General features: G+C 37.2%; 18 protein-coding genes and 1 other annotated feature. Of the genes, 5 read left to right on the top strand and 13 right to left on the bottom strand.

Going from position 1 to position 18845, the window contains the following annotated elements:
* Positions 1-45 precede the first annotated feature (45 nt).
* Entirely contained in the window at positions 46-1356 is a 1311-nt protein-coding gene (gene lysA / locus IGM09_RS06050; RefSeq protein WP_002369441.1) for a diaminopimelate decarboxylase, read from the bottom strand.
* Positions 1357-1553: 197 nt separating this feature from the next.
* On the opposite strand from lysA, the gene IGM09_RS06045 reads away from it, so the two are divergent.
* Together IGM09_RS06045 and IGM09_RS06040 are read left to right on the top strand one after the other, a co-directional pair.
* Complete coding sequence (locus IGM09_RS06045) at positions 1554-3434, top strand: fructose-bisphosphatase class III (RefSeq protein WP_033624956.1); 1881 nt, start codon at positions 1554-1556, stop codon at positions 3432-3434.
* A gap of 154 nt (positions 3435-3588) precedes the next feature.
* On the top strand, positions 3589-4470 hold the full coding sequence (locus tag IGM09_RS06040) for a serine hydrolase (protein ID WP_033625285.1): 882 nt from the start codon (positions 3589-3591) through the stop codon (positions 4468-4470).
* Positions 4471-4528: 58 nt separating this feature from the next.
* Here IGM09_RS06040 and IGM09_RS06035 read toward each other — a convergent pair whose 3' ends face one another.
* The 10 genes from IGM09_RS06035 to IGM09_RS05990 all read right to left on the bottom strand — a co-directional run bounded on the left by IGM09_RS06035 (position 4529) and on the right by IGM09_RS05990 (position 13532).
* The gene (locus tag IGM09_RS06035) at positions 4529-4939 is read right to left on the bottom strand and encodes a hypothetical protein (RefSeq protein ID WP_002371185.1); all 411 of its coding nucleotides are present in this window, start codon (positions 4937-4939) and stop codon (positions 4529-4531) included.
* Positions 4940-5013: 74 nt separating this feature from the next.
* Positions 5014-5649, bottom strand: coding sequence for a V-type ATP synthase subunit D (locus IGM09_RS06030; protein WP_002357673.1), 636 nt, complete (start codon positions 5647-5649; stop codon positions 5014-5016).
* A gap of 4 nt (positions 5650-5653) precedes the next feature.
* Positions 5654-7030: a V-type ATP synthase subunit B gene (locus IGM09_RS06025; RefSeq protein ID WP_002357674.1), complete on the bottom strand. Its 1377-nt coding sequence runs from the start codon at positions 7028-7030 to the stop codon at positions 5654-5656.
* On the bottom strand, positions 7023-8804 hold the full coding sequence (locus tag IGM09_RS06020; RefSeq protein ID WP_010713426.1) for a V-type ATP synthase subunit A: 1782 nt from the start codon (positions 8802-8804) through the stop codon (positions 7023-7025). Before IGM09_RS06020 ends, IGM09_RS06025 begins: the two co-directional genes overlap by 8 nt.
* Positions 8805-8821: 17 nt before the next feature.
* Positions 8822-9133 carry a V-type ATP synthase subunit F gene (locus tag IGM09_RS06015; protein WP_002357676.1) on the bottom strand — a complete coding sequence of 104 codons (312 nt, stop codon included), beginning with the start codon at positions 9131-9133 and terminating at the stop codon, positions 8822-8824.
* Entirely contained in the window at positions 9123-10124 is a 1002-nt protein-coding gene (locus tag IGM09_RS06010; RefSeq protein WP_002398269.1) for a V-type ATPase subunit, read from the bottom strand. Before IGM09_RS06010 ends, IGM09_RS06015 begins: the two co-directional genes overlap by 11 nt.
* Before the next feature lie 16 nt (positions 10125-10140).
* A complete protein-coding gene (locus IGM09_RS06005; RefSeq protein ID WP_002365627.1) occupies positions 10141-10722 on the bottom strand; it encodes a V-type ATP synthase subunit E in 582 nt (193 codons plus the stop codon).
* Positions 10723-10738: 16 nt separating this feature from the next.
* Positions 10739-11212, bottom strand: a complete 474-nt coding sequence (locus IGM09_RS06000) for a V-type ATP synthase subunit K (protein ID WP_002363905.1) — start codon at positions 11210-11212, stop codon at positions 10739-10741.
* A 27-nt stretch (positions 11213-11239) separates the two neighbouring features.
* Positions 11240-13219: a V-type ATP synthase subunit I gene (locus IGM09_RS05995; RefSeq protein WP_033624955.1), complete on the bottom strand. Its 1980-nt coding sequence runs from the start codon at positions 13217-13219 to the stop codon at positions 11240-11242.
* Positions 13209-13532: a hypothetical protein gene (locus IGM09_RS05990; RefSeq protein WP_002391201.1), complete on the bottom strand. Its 324-nt coding sequence runs from the start codon at positions 13530-13532 to the stop codon at positions 13209-13211. Before IGM09_RS05990 ends, IGM09_RS05995 begins: the two co-directional genes overlap by 11 nt.
* Before the next feature lie 116 nt (positions 13533-13648).
* Positions 13649-13696: a sequence feature (sodium ion sensor (DUF1646 type); this cis-regulatory element may regulate processes involved in with the transportation of sodium ions), on the bottom strand.
* 208 nt (positions 13697-13904) lie between these two features.
* Between IGM09_RS05990 and nrdI the strand changes: the two genes are divergently transcribed.
* Together nrdI and IGM09_RS05980 are read left to right on the top strand one after the other, a co-directional pair.
* Positions 13905-14348 carry a class Ib ribonucleoside-diphosphate reductase assembly flavoprotein NrdI gene (gene nrdI, locus IGM09_RS05985; protein ID WP_002389303.1) on the top strand — a complete coding sequence of 148 codons (444 nt, stop codon included), beginning with the start codon at positions 13905-13907 and terminating at the stop codon, positions 14346-14348.
* Positions 14349-14406: 58 nt separating this feature from the next.
* Positions 14407-14586, top strand: coding sequence for a hypothetical protein (locus tag IGM09_RS05980; protein ID WP_002357684.1), 180 nt, complete (start codon positions 14407-14409; stop codon positions 14584-14586).
* 60 nt (positions 14587-14646) lie between these two features.
* Here the strand turns inward: IGM09_RS05980 and IGM09_RS05975 are convergent, their stop codons facing one another.
* Together IGM09_RS05975 and gdhA are read right to left on the bottom strand one after the other, a co-directional pair.
* Positions 14647-15996 (bottom strand): glucose-6-phosphate isomerase, encoded by a 1350-nt coding sequence (locus IGM09_RS05975; RefSeq protein WP_002357685.1) that lies wholly within the window; start codon positions 15994-15996, stop codon positions 14647-14649.
* A gap of 181 nt (positions 15997-16177) precedes the next feature.
* Positions 16178-17524 carry an NADP-specific glutamate dehydrogenase gene (gene gdhA / locus IGM09_RS05970; RefSeq protein WP_002360402.1) on the bottom strand — a complete coding sequence of 449 codons (1347 nt, stop codon included), beginning with the start codon at positions 17522-17524 and terminating at the stop codon, positions 16178-16180.
* A 239-nt stretch (positions 17525-17763) separates the two neighbouring features.
* Here gdhA and IGM09_RS05965 point away from each other — a divergent pair, with 239 nt between their 5' ends.
* The gene (locus IGM09_RS05965; protein WP_002357690.1) at positions 17764-18822 is read left to right on the top strand and encodes a type I restriction endonuclease; all 1059 of its coding nucleotides are present in this window, start codon (positions 17764-17766) and stop codon (positions 18820-18822) included.
* Positions 18823-18845: the final 23 nt, after the last annotated feature.

Genomic DNA, 18845 nt, shown 5'->3' with positions numbered 1-18845 from the left:
AAAAAAAAACAGCCGTCTCAAAAAGAGGCGGCTACTTTTAATCTATCAACAATCCAACGTTGTCATATCTTCATATGTCTCACGGCGAGCAACTAATTTTGCTTGTCCATCTTCGACAAAAACCACCGCTGGTCGAGGATTTCGGTTGTAATTACTTGCCATTGAATAACCGTAAGCCCCCGTACTACTAATGGCCAATAAATCCCCTGCTTTAACTTCTGGCAATAAAATATCTCGAAGTAAGACATCTCCTGATTCGCAATATTTACCAACCACTGTGACTTTCTTGACTGAATCATGCCCATCACGATTCGCTAGAAATCCATCATAAACCGCTTGATACAAAGCAGGCCGTATATTATCACCCATGCCACCATCTACGGAAACAAAATGACGAACACCAGGAACCTCTTTTTGCGCGCCAACTGTATATATCGTTGTGCCCGCTTCGGCAATTAAACTGCGGCCTGGTTCAATCCAAAGCTCAGGCAGTGGATACCCTAATTGTTCACAATGACCTTTCAAGGAATAAACAATTTTTTCAACAAATGTTGCTGGTGCTAATGGCTCATCTTGCTGCGTGTACTGCACACCAAAACCACCACCCATATTTAAAACACGTGCTGTAAATTGATGGACTTGCCGCCAGTCTTCTAAAATAGTGAACATTTTTTCAACAGCAGCTAAAAAGCCTTCCACAGCAAAAATTTGCGAGCCAATATGGCAATGGACCCCTTGCACATCAAAAGAGGGATTTGATAAAAGGCGAACGAGCGCTTCTGTTGCCTGGCCACTTGCAACATCAAAACCAAATTTTGAATCTTCTTGGCCTGTCAAAATGTAATCATGGGTTTCTGCATCCACACCAGGACTCACCCGAAAAAGAACTTTTTGTGTTTGGTTTCGTGTAGCTAATAATTCTTCCAACAAGTCAATTTCGTAAAAATTATCAATGACAATTGTACCTATTTTGTTATCCAAGGCGTAACGTAATTCTTCAGGGGTTTTGTTATTTCCATGGAATTCAATTTCCGCTGGCTCCATGCCCCCTTTTAAAGCTGTGAATAGTTCTCCACCAGAGACAACATCACAAGCAATATCTTCTTCCTTTAACACTTGATAAATAGCTAAACAACTAAATGCTTTACTTGCATAAACCACTTTATTTTTGATACCTAATTGATTTAACGTTTGTTTAAAACCACGTGCTTGTGCGCGAATATGAGCGACATCATAGACAAATAACGGCGTCCCGAATTTTTGCGCCAACTTTACGGTGTCACAACCACCGATTTCTAAATGATTTTCCCGATTCATTTTTGCTGTACCAAATAACATGTTTTCCCGCCCCTTCATTTTGTTTTATTAAAAATCATAGCATAAAACCCAGTAGCTTCCTATAATTTTCCACATTTTTCTCTGACTTTCTCCTGTTGCTTTTTTTCGCCAAATAGCCTACAATAATTGGCATACAAATAAAAAACCTTTATTATCAAGACTTTAATCTTTTAAATCAAAATTGGTATATACGAAAAAGAAAGAAGGCAGAGGACTTGGCTACACTGAACCGCGATCAACAAATTGAAGAAATTATTAATTTGGAAGCAATTTTGAATTTACCGAAAGGAACAGAACATTTTGTCAGTGATTTACATGGTGAATTTGAAGCTTTTGACCATATTTTAAGAAATGGTTCTGGGCGAATCCGAGAAAAAGTTCAATTTTTATTTAAACAAGAATTAAATGCCCATCAGATGGACGAGCTTTGTTTTATTATCTACTATCCAGAAGAAAAATTAACACTTTTAGAAAATGAAAGCGCCCTCTCTTATGAATGGTGGCTATTAACGATTCGCCGTCTGGTTGAAATCGTCCGTTCTTCTTCGATGAAGTACACACGTTCTAAAGTTCGCAAAGCCCTTCCTGAAACCTATGGGTATATTCTCGAAGAATTGATTTATCAATATGATGAAACAACAACCAAAAACGGTTACTATCAACAAATTATTGAAAAAATTATTTTACTAGGTGAAGCCAAACGTTTCGTGACAGAATTAGCTTATCTAATCCAACGTCTGATTATTGATCACCTACATGTTATTGGGGATATCTATGATCGGGGGCCAGCACCAGATAAAATTATGGACCGATTAATGTCCTATCACTCCTTGGATATTCAACTAGGCAATCACGATATGATTTGGCTGGCTGCTTATAGTGGTTCACTGGCTTGTTTAGCCAATGTAGTGCGTATTTGTGCTCGCTATGGAAATTTAGATTTGTTAGAAGAACGTTATGCTATCGATTTAACCGCCTTAAAAAAATTTAGTTTAGAAACGTATAAAGAAAATCCTGCTTTTGCACCCAAGAAAAATCCCTATCGTGCGTTAACTGAAGATGAAAAACAAGTAGCGATGCGTGTGCAACAAGCCATTGCCATTATTCAAGAAAAACTAGAAGGCCAAATTATTGGTCGACGCCCTGATTTTAACTTGGCACATCGGCTACGCTTAGATAAGATTCAAGGGGAAACTATTACTTTTGACGAATGTCGTTATACATTAATTAACAGCTGTTTCCAAACCGTTTCTGAAGAGCAGCCTTACCAATTAACACGTGAGGAAAAACAGATAATTGATGATTTATTAACGCAATTTCAGTCTTCACCGCGGTTAACAAAACACATGCGCTTTCTAATGGAAAAAGCTTCTCTTTACCTTGTGTATAATCAAAATTTATTGATTCATGGCTGTCTGCCTCTGAATGCGGACGGTACTTTTCAAGCTTATACATTTAAAGGCCACTCCTATTCAGGAAAAGCTTTAGTTGACTTCTTTCAGAAAATGTTAGAAGAAGCATACGCTCAGCCTGCTATTACAGATGACTATGCGACAGATTGTTTATGGTATCTTTGGTGTGGCGAAGGTTCCTCATTATTTGGCAAACGAGCTATGAAAACCTTCGAGCGTTATTTTCTCGCTGAAAAAGAAACACATTACGAAGAAAAGAATCCTTATTACTCTTTGCGTGATACAGTTGAAGTTTGTGAAAGAATCCTAGATGAATTTGAAGTGACTGGTGAAAATCGACATATCATTAATGGTCATACACCAGTTAAACGAACAAAAGGCGAATCACCAATCAAAGCAAATGGCACGCTTCTCGTAATTGACGGCGGCTTTTCAAAATCTTATCAGACAATTACTGGAATTGCTGGTTATACATTGTTGTACAACTCGTTCGGGTTACAACTGACCGCGCATAAATCTTTTTCTAGTAAAGAAACAGCCATTTTAAATAATCAAGACATTCATTCCATCAAACAAGTCATCGATCGCCCCTTACAGCGGCTATTGGTGAAAGATACCACTATCGGTAAAGAGCTATTAAAGCAATCGCAAGCACTCCAAAAACAAATGAAACAAAACCAGTAGTGCCGTTAAAAAGACGCTTGCACTCTTATCCGAAAAATGATTAAATGGAGGAGTTGAGAAAAATATCTATTAGAGAAACGGAAAGGGTTTTACATTGAACAAACAGCAACTCTCACTTTACGGCACCATTTTCTTTCTTTGCTTTTTCCTAATTGTGGGCTTCTTCTTCTCAAGTCGTGGCGAAGATTATGCCAAAGAATCTGAACAAAAAGTTACAATTGATTCCGCCAAACATGAGAAACATACGAAAGACAAGGAAGAAAATAATTCAGCAAATACAGTATTTTTTGATAAAATAAATGACCTGCTCGTCGCTTCTGTCAAAGAATTTGAAGGAACGGTCGGGATTAGTTATTTGGATTTAGAAACTGGCGAACAGCGTTCCGTGAATGGCCAACATGAATTTTATACAGCTAGTACTATTAAAGTGCCACTGACGATGTTAGTCGCTGACACGGTTGCTTCTGGTCAAAAAAAATGGACAGACCTGATTCCCTATAACGCCGAAGAAGATTATGAAGAAGGAACTGGGATCATTGCCTATAATATCCAACCAGAATATCCATTAAAAACGTTACAAGAATATGCCATCACCTATTCTGATAATATCGCTAAAAATATGCTCTATGATACATTGGGTGGTGATGCAAAAGCAAAACGAGAAATGTATCAGCGTTATTTGCACAAGTCACCTTCGATTGAAGAACCACAATTTTCTTCGGAAGATGCGCTAGTTATTCTACAAAAATTATATACTGAAAAAGCAACAAAACCAGATTACCAAGCGATTTATGATTCTATGAAACAAAGTGTTTTCCATGAAAGAATGGAAACTCCCACAACTCAAGGAAAAGTTGCTCATAAAATTGGTTCCTATGATGAATTTATTCATGATATGGGGATTTTAGAAACACCTCACCCCTTTGCTTTAGCAATTTTTACTAAAGGACCTGATAATGCTAAGAGTGCTGCGTTTATTGCTTCAGTGACAGATAAGTTATGGCAATTACAGGTGTCTGAATATCCTAATCAATAACAGTTAAAAAAATACCCTTAGTTTATTAAGTCGTCTTAATAAACTAAGGGTATTTTTCTTATTGTTTGTTATCATTATCCGTTTGTACAGACAACAACTTCGTAAAACGTTCTGCCAACATTTGGTGGGCATCAATTTTTTTGGTTCCTTGTGCTTTTGCTGCAAAACTAGCAAAGTTTAAGCCAGCCCCAAATAGTTGTAACGCACCGTTGCCTAAATCTCCCTTTTTGAGAGCTTCAAGCCCATCTTCGATAAACTGGTTACTTTCATCTAAATGACACTCAGGAAGATATTTCACGCCGTGATGATAGCGTTTTACATTCAGAATGATTTGCTTCGCGGCTTCTTCTGAAATAGCCGCTCCCAAGTTTAACAGTAGCTCATTGATTGGTTCCACCAAGCGAGCATAATCACTTTCGTATTTTTGACAATTCAGTGCAATCGCTTTGCGGCGTTCTTCATTTTTCATTTTTTCCACTCCCTTTTTTATTAAAAACGAGCACGAAAGCTACCAACTGGCTTCGCACTCGTTCTTTCTAACCACTAATTTTCTTTGTTCATGCTTTTAATTTTAATTAAACGTGTAATTTCGCCACGTTCATTTTCTTCTAATTTCATTTGAATGTAGTAAATTGTTTCTTCTAATTGCGGAATCGTCATATACTCTAAGGCGTTGACACGACGACGCGTTTTTTCAATTTCTTTTGATAATAATTGGCACGTCTTTTCAACATTTGCAAGTGCTAATAATTTCGGTAAAATGCTTGAAATTTTAGCAAAAGCTTGATCAAGCTCGCTGTTTGAATTCACGTAGCCATAATCTAAGGGTGCTTCTTGAACCGATTCATCGTAATCAAAAATCATTTTAGGAACTGGCACACTTAAGATGTTCTGTTCAATAATTTCTAATTCAACTTTTTCGGCTGGAATTGCCACTAACTCTTCAATAAAGGCTTCGTTCAACGTTGCGTTTGCCAATACAAAATTTGATAACGCATCCGTCACTTCTTGTTCAACCTGAATACGTAACTCATTGTTTTCTTTGACTAGCGCAATAAACCGTCGCATCAATTCATCTTGTTTGTCTTTCAGCAACTTATGACCTCTCGTGGCCGTAGTTAACTGTTTTTTCAATCGGGAAAGTTCCATACGGGTTGGATTAACATTTAATCGAGCCATTTTTCTACTTCCCTTCAGTTAAATATTGATCGAGCATATCCTCTTTAATTCGTTTTAGTTCTGTTCTCGGTAGCATACTTAATAGTTCCCACCCAAGATCTAACGTTTCTTCAATCGAACGGTTTGTATCGAATCCTTGATTGACATATTCTTCTTCAAAACGTTGGGCAAAAGCTGCGTAAATTTTATCGACATCAGAAAGAGCTGATTCTCCTAAAATGACAGCTAATTCTTTGGCTTGTTTCCCTTGTGCATAGGCTGAGAACAATTGATTCATCGTCGCTGCGTGATCCCCGCGCGTTTTGCCTTCGCCAGTTCCTTTGTCTTTAAGACGGGAAAGTGATGGCAAGACATCAATTGGTGGTTGGATACCGCTCTTATATAGTTCCCGGGACAAGATAATTTGCCCTTCTGTAATATAGCCAGTTAAATCGGGAATTGGATGTGTTTTATCCTCCTCTGGCATTGTTAAAATAGGAATCTGTGTTACGGAACCTTTTGAGCCACGAATTCGGCCTGCTCGTTCATACAACGTTGCTAAGTTCGTGTAAAGATAACCCGGGTAACCACGACGTCCTGGAACTTCACGGCGTGCTGCTGAAATTTCTCGCAACGCTTCGCAATAATTGGTCATATCCGTCATGATAACTAAGACATGCATGCCCTTTTCATAAGCTAAATATTCAGCGGCTGTCAAAGCCATTCTAGGTGTTGCAATCCGTTCAATGGCTGGATCATTCGCTAAGTTCATAAACAAGACTGAACGATCAATTGCGCCTGTTTGACGGAAATCTTCCATAAAATATTCCGCTTCTTCAAAGGTAATCCCAATGGCCGCAAAAACTACGGCAAATTCTTCTTCACTATTTAACACGTTGGCTTGTCTGGCAATTTGTGCCGCTAATTCTTTATGAGGTAAGCCAGATGCTGAAAAAACAGGTAATTTTTGACCACGAACTAAGGTATTTAAATGGTCAATCGCTGAAATCCCTGTTTGGATGAACTCATCGGGATAATCACGAGCAACTGGATTGATAACTTCGCCGTTAATATCTAATTTTTTCTCAGGTAATAATTCTGGTCCATTATCTTTTAAGCGACCTAAGCCGTCAAAAACGCGCCCCATCATATCTGGCGAAACCCCTAATTCTAAAGGATGTCCCAGAAAGCGAACTTTTGAATCACGAATATTGATGTTACTCGTTCCTTCAAAAATTTGGACCATCGCTTTATCTCCATTGATTTCTAAAACTTGCCCTTGGCGAATTTCGCCATTTTGCATGCGTACTTCAATTAATTCTTCGTACTTTACGCCTGCCACTTTTTCAACAATCATCAGAGGACCAACGACTTCATTGATTGTACGATATTCTTTAATCATTCGTCATTCCTCCTTCAGCAATGATTTCTTTTATCGTTGTTTTAATTTCTGCTTGTAAACGATCCAATTTTTCTAATTCTTCTTCTGGTAAATACTTGCTACGAGCAATGCGATCGCGGATTTCAACTGTTCCCGCCATTAACTCAGAGAAATAAGTGCCTAAACTTAAGGCTTTTTGACCTTCTTCACCAAAAGTTAGAATCAATTGCAACATTTTCGCTTGTTTTGTTCGAGAAGTGAACGTATCCACGTCATCAAAAGCATTTTGTTGCAAATAGTCTTCCCGTAATGATTTGGCTGTTTCCAACGTTAAACGGTCTTTATCCGACAAGGAATCAATCCCAACCAAGCGAACAATTTCTTCCAGTTGAGATTCCTCTTGTAAAATCCGCATCCCTTCAGCTACCATAGCGGCCCAGTTTCCTTGCAATTCCAAGTCTAAATATTGCCCTACTTCTGTGGAGTAAAGAGAATAACTTTGCAACCAGTTAATAGAAGGAAAATGACGCTTTTGTGCTAATTGAGAATCTAAGCCCCAGAATACTTTAACAACGCGTAACGTATTTTGGGTGACAGGTTCTGATATGTCCCCACCAGATGGCGAAACCGCACTAATCGCCGTAATGCTTCCTTCACGATGATCTTTTCCTAACGCGATGACTTGTCCTGCTCGTTCATAATATTCAGCTAAGCGGCTACCTAAATAGGCTGGATAGCCTTCATCACCAGGCATTTCTTCTAACCGGCCACTCATTTCTCGTAACGCTTCTGCCCAACGAGAAGTAGAATCCGCCATAATTGCGACTGAGTAACCCATATCACGGAAATATTCTGCAATGGTAATCCCTGTATAAATCGAGGCTTCCCGTGCCGCTACCGGCATATTTGACGTATTCGCAATTAAAATCGTCCGATTCATCAAAGACTCACCAGTTGTTGGATCAATTAATTCTGGAAATTCATTTAAAACATCTGTCATTTCATTCCCGCGTTCCCCACAACCAACGTAAACGACTAAGTCGACATCGGCCCACTTGGCAATTTGGTGCTGAACGACTGTTTTTCCAGCGCCAAATGGTCCTGGAACTGCTGCCGCTCCGCCTTTCGTAATTGGGAAAAAGGTATCAATTACGCGTTGTCCGGTCACCATCGGTACTTTGGGACTTAGTTTTTCTAAAATGGGACGTCCCCGCCGAACGGGCCATTTTTGCATCATGCTAAAACTTTCTGTTCCTTTAGCCGTTTCCACTGAATAAACTGTTTCATCAATGGCAAAATCCCCTGCTTTAATTTCGGCAATCGTTCCTGAAACGCCGAAAGGCACCATAATTTTATGTTGAATAATCGCTGTTTCTTGAACCACACCGACGATGTCACCTGCCGACACTTCTTCACCAACTGCCACAGTCGGTTCAAACGTCCATTTTTTCTCACGATCTAACGCATCAATTTTAACGCCACGGCCTAAAAAGTTACTGTGGGTTACTTCTTGAAATGTATCCAATGGTCGTTGAATACCATCAAACATTTCGGCAATTAAACCTGGGGCTAATTCAACAGATAATGGTTCTCCTGTTGAAATAACTGGTTCTCCTGGTCCAATGCCTGTTGTTTCTTCATATACTTGAATCGAAGCGACGTCGCCTCGCATTTCAATAATCTCTCCGATAACGCCTAAATCTCCTACATGACAAATGTCTTGGATACTAGCATCTGACATGTTTTCAGCTAAAATCAAAGGACCTGAAACTTTGACAATTTTTCCAATTTGCACGCTCATTCTCCTTTGCATTATAAAATATTTTGTCCAATTGCTTTTTCAACATTTTTTTCAATCTCACTTAAACCGATTCCGATTGTACCATTATGACTTGGGATTAAAATAATCGCTGGTGTCACTTGTTCTTTGTATCGTTCAATCGTTTCTTCTGCTAAAGTAGAGGCTTCTTCCGTTATGAAAATGACCCCAAACTTATTTTTTGCCATAGTTTCAATGGCTTCTCTAACTTGCATTTCTGAAATGGCATGATGGACCTCAAAGCCAAACAGTTTAAATGGTAAGATTGAATTTTTGTCTCCAATGACACCAATTTTATACCCCATTGACTTTTCGCATCCTTTCTCGAATTTTTTCATTTGAAAACCCACTATGTTTTCCGACCAAAATTAAACGCAAATTTTTCCATTCAACTTCTTTCGCATTCAAAAAGGCTAGTAATGGGAGCGGCCCAAAAGCGACCGTTCGACCGTTTTCATACATTGAGGTCAGGTAATCATCTTTGAGTTTTTCAAAAGCCAATAAATTTAATTCATTGGTTTCTTTATTGATAATCTTTTCTAATAGTTGTCCGTAATTCGTTGTTCTGACAAATGCTGTAAATTCTACAAGTGACTTTTCCGCATAGGTCAACAGTTCTTTCTTTGAGAGACTGCCAGCGCTAGAAAGCACGGTTGATAAAAAGTTACTGTTTTGATGTTGAACAATCCCTCTAGCCATCGTTGATAGATTGGTTAAATCAATAAAAGCGATGACTTCCTTCGTTAACTCTTCATAGCCCAATTCATCCGCCAATTTTCGTTGTTGCTGTAAAAATGCTCGATCATAAAGGATATCAATTGCTTGTGGTAAACCGCCCTCTTCCAGATAGGCAAAAACATCACGAATCACTTCTAATAATGCTGGCTCAAGTTCGGAAGAGTTTTTTGTATGAATGGCACTTTTGACTGTGTTTAGAGAATAACGACCATCCTCTAAATAAAGATAATCAAAATCTTTACCTGTTTGCTCAGCTTTCGTCAAAATTTTCAAGTTATGGAAGGTAAAACGCATCGTATACAACGTTACTACAGCTGGTTCTGGAGCCATTTCATATAACCAGCGATAAAGATTTCCCAGCGCTTCAGAAGAATGGTAGTCAAATTTTTCTTCAAAAGTTTCGGTTAAATAAGGTTGATAAACCGTACTTTTTAACATATTTTTAACGTCTTCAACTGTTTCCGCTTCTAAAAGTTGTTGAAACTGTTGCTCAGAAAGCAGCTCCGTTTCTTTTAAACGAATCAGCGGATTAATTTGATGATACGTTGGTTTTCTCATGCTACGTCCTCCCTTCTTAACTGAAAAGTTTTTCTGCTACTTTAAAGCCTTCTGTTTTTTGAATCTCTTCAACTAATGCTGAAAAGAGAAAATTATAATCCAAACCGTCTTTTGCAACGATAAAGCCACTTTCTTTTGGAACAACTTCCTCTGAAAGCTCCCATTGAACAGTAGCATCAGAAAGGGCGGTCAGCCATTCTTGCGTCACTTTCGTTTGAGAATACTCTCCTAAAAGAATGGTCGCTTTTCCTGTTAATTCAAGTGAACCTAATTGTGCTTTCATGAATTGTTGAAATTCTTCCGCTGACCATTCACTCATCTTTAAGACCACTTCGTCAAATAATTGGTTAAGATATGCTTGTTTTTTATTTAATGCATCCTGACGAATTTCTAGTGTTTGCCGTTGTTGGCGTTGTTTAAATTCTTTTAATAATTGTTGTTGTCGTTTTTCTATTTCATGTTCTTGCTTCAGCAAAATTTCTTGTTGTGCTGCTTGGAATTCTTGATCGATGCGCGTTTGTTCACTGGTGACATAGGCTTCGACTTCTTGCTTTCCTTGCTGCTTAATTTCACTGATGATTTTTTCAATGGCATCCATCCATCTGCCTCCTCAATTATTTGACGTTCAATACAAGTAAGAAGGAAATTACGAACCCTAAGATGGCATAAGTTTCAACCATGGCAGCATAGATAATTCCTTTTGTTGCATGTTCTGGTTTCTTCGCTAAAATTTGAATCCCCGCAGCGGCCACACGACCTTGGGCAATCCCAGAGAACAATCCTGCAAAAGCAATTGGTAAAGCTGCTACAAAATAGTTCAACCCTTGAACCATACTCATATCGTTTCCTAAGTTAATATAAATTAAGAAAGCAATAACGAAACCGTATAGTCCTTGTGTACCTGGTAATAACTGTAAAATTAACGCTTGACCAAATTTTTCTGGCTGCTCCGTCGTTAAAGCTGCTGCTGCTTCCCCAGTAAAGCCAACCCCTTTGGCTGATCCAATCCCAGCAAAAATTGTCGCCATCGCCATTCCTAATACTGCAAAAACAATTCCACCATTATTATTAATTAAGTAATCCATCATCTCTATTTTCCTCCAATAAATAATTTTCTATTTTTTCTCAACATTGACATACTTTTCTTTTGTTTTTAGCGGATTAAACGCCCGGCCACCGCCTGTGTAAAATTTTCCAAAGAACTCAACATATTGCAAACGTGCGCCATGAACATAAGCACCTAATAACGATAAGAATATGTTTAACGCATGTAAAACAATTAACAGCAAGATGCCCACGCTAAAACGGGCAACTGGCGGCATGAACTCTACGAGCATATTAAACGCTGAAGCAATACTTCCCCCAGCAATTCCTAACGCCATCAAACGTGTATAACTAACTAAATCACCGACATAACCTGTCACACCGTATAGTCCATACAGTCCTTTGGCTAAGCCTTTTAATTTGGCCTTCGATTGAATCATTGGAATCACAATAATTGCAATGGCAGAAAGGCTAGCTAAAATCGCACCTGCTGTAAATAAGCCTTCATTTTTAACCACTAATTTACCAACGACTAACAATGCTAAACCAAACAAAATCCCTAACCAAGCGTAACTTTCGTTAATACTATCTAAATAGCGCTTTTGTTTTGATAACTGAATCCCATTAATCATTAAACCGACAACCAATTGGATAAACCCAAAAATAACCGATAAAATAAGAATCGTATTTACATCTTCGGTCGTTGATAAAATCGGAAATGGTGATTTGATTCCAAACATTATTGGCGGTAATGCTGCACCGAAAAACGAACCGTAAATGAAGCCCCAAATAATTGTTGGAAATGATAAAATCAAGAAAAAGTCGGCAAAACGTTTCATGCCTCTCGGTAAAACAAATGCTTTCAGAGCAATAATAGACAAGAGTAGCATCAGTAAGCCATAGCCAATATCCGCTACCATCATACCAAAAAAGACTAGATAAAACGGCATCATCGCAGGTGTCGGATCAACTTCTTCATATTTTGGTAAGCTATACATCTCTGTTAACATTTCAAACGGCTGCACCAATTTATTATTCGCTAATTTAACTGGTATATCCGTCTCAATTTCCGCCTTCGTAGGATTTTCAAAAGTAAGAGCTATTTCGTCCTTAGGAACTTTTTCTTCAATCGCTGTCAAAATCTCGGCTTTTTCTTCGACTGGAATCCACGTTTGCAAGATGAAAAATGATGAAGCATTTAACAAATGTTGACGTGCTTGTTCTCTTTGGATAACCGCCAATAAGACTTCTTCAGCCAAGCAAAACGTTTCATAGAAATCATGATAAGAAGCCAGTTGTTGCTTTAAGGTTTTTTCTTCTTTTTGTAAAATTTCATATCGTTCTTTGACTTGTTGATATGCCTCTTTAGGTGGAACATCATAACGGTATTGGAGTGGTTCAAAACTATATTGGTTTAATAACTCGGTTACACTCTGCTGATGTTCCTTCAGGTAAACGAGTGTAAAGTAACTATGATGCATACTTTGATAAATTTCTTCAAAATAAACCGTTGGCCATTGAGACAAAGCGCTCAAGAAACTGGCTTTATTGGCTAGATTTATCGAACCATGAACGACATAACTACTTTTTAACTGCTGTTTATGCGGTAAAATATCCAGATATTGCCAGCGGCCTAATAATTCTTCTTCAGCTTCTAATCCTTGACGATCCGTTTGAATTTGTTTCAAAGATTCTTGAATATTCTTTAATTCCGTCAAATAGCTTTGTAATGTTTCTTCATCAAAGGTTTGTTCCAACTCTTCTAAGGTGTAGACTTTTCTTTTTATCTTTAAGCCTTTTCCTGAAGAGCGTGTCAAAAATAAAAGAAGCTCTTGCAATTGTTGTAGCATCGTTTCATATTTACGTAGCTGTTCAGTTGACTGTTCTGCTTGTAAAAAAGAATATTGACTCTTTAAGGCTTGTTCTTCTTCAGGCGAATGAAAAATCCGTTTTACTTCGACAATTTGCAAGCCTTGAATGGCTTGTAGAATTGCTGCTTCTTTTTCGGCAGCGGCAATTATTGTCATTTTTTCCATTTTACTAACTGCCATAAACGTCTTTCACCCTCTCAATAATTGAATCAATGACTTGTTCTTTGTTCGCTTCGTAACGTTCGTGAAGCGCTTGTTCAGTGCGCTTTGTTTCATCTAAAAGTTGTTCTTTTTCAAGTTGTAACATCTTTTCTTGCGTTGCTAGTGAATCCGTCAGCACTTTTTCAACAGCTTCTTCACTCTCTTGACGTAGTTTAGCTAAACGTTCTTGCTTCTGTTCTTCATATAAACGACAATTCATCTTAGCTTGTTGCCGATGCTCTTCCACCGCATCTTCCGCTGCCTTGATTTGCTCTAGTACTTCTTGTACCATTGTCTCCACCTCCTTAGTTTTTACACCTTTAGCATATAAGAAAAAGGACTAGCGAAATAGAGATACGCTCAGCCCTTTTGTTTTAGGTATGCAAAAAGGCGCAAACTCAAAAATTGTTCTTCTCACCCCTTGAAGAACTGAATCCTTGAAGCTTTCGCCCAACCATTCTTTATTCAATACTCTACCATCTTAGCAAAGTTTTTCGCAAAATTCAATACTTACCCAAATGAATTAAAATAACAAATTTTCACTTTTATAATAGGTAATAAAAAGGCATTATTTTTTTCGCTTTATAATTATTGATCTTGAATTTTTTTCACATAGATGTGCTATACTTACGTAAACAATTAAATTTATTTGGAGGGATCTCTGATGAATATACGATATATTTCAATCTCTGGTAATACACGCTCATTTGTTCAACGTTTAACAACTTATGCTGAAGAGCAACATCAGCAAAACGAAAAAAATCCTACGATTACTTTCAAAGAAATTTCGGAAAATTCTCCGTTAGAAGTAGAAACAGAACCATTTTTTACTTTTGTGCCTACCTATTTAGATGGTGGCGATGGCATCAACAACGGCAATACCGAAATTTTAACAGAAGTCATGCGAGAATATCTTGCTTTTGAAAATAATTATCGTTATTGCTCTGGCGTGGTGGGCAGCGGCAATAAAAACTTTAACCACCAATACTGCCTGACAGCTAAACAGTATGCGGAACAATTTAACTTCCCCTTCTTAGCTGACTATGAATTAAGAGGTACTCAAGCGGATATTGAACGAATTTATGCTATTTTAAAGGAAAACCAATAAGCAAGTTTCATTACTAAAAAGCTCACCTATGATAGACTACATTTTGAGGTGAAGAAAAATGAGAAATACATGGTTAGCAGAACAACTTCAGTCAATCAGCGAAGAGCCCAATTCTTTTATTATCGAGGAAACCATCAAATATATTGAACAATTAGAAGATGATAATGAAAGTCTTCAAGTTGCATTGGAAGGAACTATTTGGAGTCCTAAAAAATGGAACGAACCTTTGGAAAAATAATTTAAACAGAAGAAAAGAGCCAGAAACACTTACGTTTCTGGCTCTTTTCTTCTGTTTAAATTATAGGCGTGCATTTAAATCTTTTGCTAATTCTTCAAAACCTGGTTTACCTAATAAAGCGAACATGTTGCGTTTGTAAGCTTCAACACCTGGTTGGTCAAATGGATTAACCCCATTTAAGTAACCTGAGATGCCCACTGCAATTTCGAAGAAGTACATAACATAACCTAATGAATAAGCATCCATTGTTGGCACTTTAACGATCATGTTTGGCACACCACCATCTGTGTGAGCAAGCAACGTACCTTCGAACGCTTTTGTATTGACGAAGTCAATTTCTTTTCCTTGTAAATAGCCTAAGCCATCTAGATCTTCATTTTGTTCTGGAATTGAAATGCTATGGCGTGGATTTTCAATTTTAACCACTGTTTCAAATAAGTTACGCATACCCTCTTGAACATATTGACCCATAGAATGTAAGTCAGTTGAAAAGTCTGCGGCTGCTGGGAAAATACCTTTGCCATCTTTTCCCTCTGATTCACCGTATAATTGTTTCCACCATTCAGAGAAATAGTGCATGCCAGGCTCATAGTTAATTAACATTTCAGTTGTTTTGCCTTTGCGATATAAAATGTTACGTAACGCAGCATATTGATAGGCTTGGTTTTCTTTTAAGTCGCTCGTTGCGCCGTATTCTTTACGTGCATCATTTGCACCTTCCATTAAACGATCAATATCCGCACCGCTAACAGCGATTGGTAAAAGACCTACTGGCGTTAAAACAGTGAAACGACCGCCCACATCATCAGGAATCACAAATGTTTCCCAACCTTCCGCATCGGCTTCAACTTTTACTGCTCCTTTAGCACGGTCAGTTGTCGCATAAATACGTTTATTGGCTTCTTCTTTGCCATATTTATTAATTAATAACTCTTTAAAGACGCGGAAAGCAATCGCTGGTTCTGTCGTCGTTCCAGATTTTGAAATAACGTTGACAGAAAAATCACGATCACCAATCACATTGATTAAATCAGCTAAATAAGTTGAGCTGATGCTATTTCCAGCAAAGAAGATTTGTGGCGCTTTCCGTTCTTCTTTTGATAATAGATTATTAAATGAATGTGTCAAAAATTCAATTGCTGCACGGGCACCTAAATATGAACCACCGATACCAATGACTACTAATACCTCAGAGTCAGATTGAATTTTTGCTGCTGCTTTTTTAATGCGCGCGAATTCTTCTTTGTCATAGTTTTCTGGTAAATCAATCCAGCCAGTAAAATCATTACCAGCTCCTGTACCTTCACGTAATGCTTTGTCCACTGCAGTGACTTGTGTTTGCATGTATTCCAATTCATGGTCAGCAACAAATGGTGCTAATTTGGAATAATCTAATTGAATGTGTGACATTCCTTTTCCTCCTCGAAAGTAAACTTACTACATGTATACTTTACGTGTTTTTAGACATTTTTTCAAGCAAATTCTTTTGGATAGACCAATTGTTTAATTTTAACTATTTAATTAGAGATATTTATTCTCTTAATCAAACAAACCAAGAAAAAATGCTAGGAAATCCTAGCATTTTTTGTTATTAAACAAGTCCTTGACTCAGCATCGCTGCCGCTACTTTTTCAAAGCCAGCAATATTCGCACCTAAAACAAAGTTATCTCGTGCCTGATATTCGTTAGCTGTATCACGACAAGTCTCATAAATGTTTTGCATAATTTGATCTAGCATACCGTCAACTTTTTCAAAGGACCAAGCTAAACGTTCAGCATTTTGGCTCATCTCTAATGCAGAAACCGCAACACCACCTGCATTAGCGGCTTTACCTGGACAATAAATTACAGCTGATTTAGCAAAAACGGCGACTGCTTCTAGTGTACAAGGCATATTTGCGCCTTCTGCCACGACTTTCACTCCATTTTTCACTAAAATAGCGGCTTGCTTTTCGTTGATTTCATTTTGTGTTGCACATGGTAACGCAATGTCATACGCTGTTTCGAAATCCCAAACAGATTCTTTATCATAATAAGTTGCGCCTTTACGTGTTTCAACATATTTTGAAATGCGTTCACGATTTTTTTCTTTTAGTTCTTTTACTAACGCCACATCAATTCCTTCTGGATCATAGACAAAACCAGACGAATCGGAACATGTGATTACTGTGGCGCCTAGCTCAGTTGCTTTTTCCATGGCATAAATTGCGACATTCCCGCTACCAGAAACAGCGACTTTTTTGCCTTCAAACGTATCGTTTTTATCTGCTAATAAATGTTTAACAAAATAAACCGTTCCATAACCCGTCGCTTCTGTTCTTGCTTGGCTTCCCCAGTATCCTAAAGGTTTTCCAGTCAACACTCCTGCATCATAGTTACGCAAGCGTTTATACATGCCAAACAAATAACCAATTTCACGAGCGCCTACGCCAATATCGCCTGCTGGAACATCTGTACTTGGACCAATATGTTTTTGAAGTTCGGTCATGAAACTTTGACAAAAGCGCATCACTTCAGCATCTGACTTACCTTTTGGATCAAAATCACTACCGCCTTTGCCGCCACCGATTGGCAAACCAGTTAAACTATTTTTAAAAATTTGTTCAAAGGCCAAAAACTTCATCACACTTAAATTCACACTTGGATGAAACCGCAAACCACCTTTGTATGGTCCAATCGCTGAATTATATTGGACACGATAGCCTCTGTTCACATGCCAGTTGCCCTGGTCATCTTGCCACGGCACACGAAATTGAAAAATACGTTCAGGTTCAATCAAGACACCTAAAACATTTGCTTCAATGTATTGAGGATTTTTTTCTAAAAAACCTTCTACGGTTGGTAAAAACTCATCGACTGCTTGTAAATATTCTGTTTGACCTTGGTCTAATTGGTGAATTTTTTCTTGAATATTTTTAACATATTGTTTTGCGTCCATTTAATCATCCTCTCATTGTTATAGGTTTATTTTAACTGAAAATTCAAAAATTACCATAGTCAAACGTTTATTTTTTTATTTATTTCTTTTTTGCATTTTTATTGCGCTAATGAAAGCGTTGACATATTTTTGTAAAGTATGTAATATAAAATTAGTAAGCAAAGATAAAAATTTGTTGATATTTTGCATTAAATACACTCTTATACATCAAGATGTATTTAAAGAAAAGAGGAATATTTATGGAAATGGAAAAATTTAAAGATGATTTAAAATCGTTAGGTAAAAGAGTAACAAAATTAAAGGAAAATATTGCTACCGAAGAAGCAACCAAAACTTCTTTAATTATGCCCTTCTTTCAAATACTGGGTTATGACATTTTTAATCCTTTGGAATTCGTTCCAGAATTTACTGCTGATGTAGGGATTAAGAAAGGGGAAAAAGTAGATTATGCGATAGTAATTGATAGTATTCCTACTATGTTAATTGAAGCAAAATCTGTCAACGAGCAATTAACAAAACATGATTCTCAATTATTTAGATATTTTGGGACTACGACATCAAAATTTGGAATATTAACAAATGGTAAAGAATATAAATTTTTTACCGATTTGGAAGAACCCAACAAAATGGACGTCTCTCCATTTTTAACTATTGATATAACTAATTTGAAGGATACACAAATACCAGAAATTGCTAAATTCCATAAAGACACATTTGATATTGATAAAATTACAAGTAGCGCTTCTGAATTGAAATATTTAAATAAATTTAAAGCTTTCTTATCAGATCAGCTTTTAGACCCTTCAGAAGATTTTGTAAAATATTTTGTTGGAGAAATTTATGGCGGAGTAAAAACTAAACAAACATTAGATAAGTTTACACCTATAATAAAAAAAGGAATAAATCAATTTATCAATGAAAAAGTAAATGAAAAGTTAAGTGCTGCATTAAATACTTCTGTTTCGGACAAAGAAGATGATTTGTCTGAACAGCCTGAAGATGAAATCGAGAATAATATAGTTACTACTCCTGAAGAATTAGAAGTTTACACAATTTCTAAACTCATTTTAAAAGATACAGTAGTGTTGGATAGGATATTTTATCGAGATAATAAAAGTTACTTTAATGTACTCCTAGATAATAATATCAGAAAATGGATTTTAAGATTTTACATGAATAATAATGGTATGAAAATAGAACTAAACAACGGATTAAAAGAATTAATTTCAATCGAATCACCATTAGATGTGTCTAATCATTCAGAAAAAATAATAAAAATTGTAAACGAGTTCTTATAAAACTAAGGAGCCAGTTAGTAAAT

This window comes from Enterococcus sp. DIV0167 (assembly GCF_050541555.1).
Taxonomy (GTDB): domain Bacteria; phylum Bacillota; class Bacilli; order Lactobacillales; family Enterococcaceae; genus Enterococcus; species Enterococcus faecalis.
This window is presented reverse-complemented; position numbering and strand designations above follow the sequence as displayed.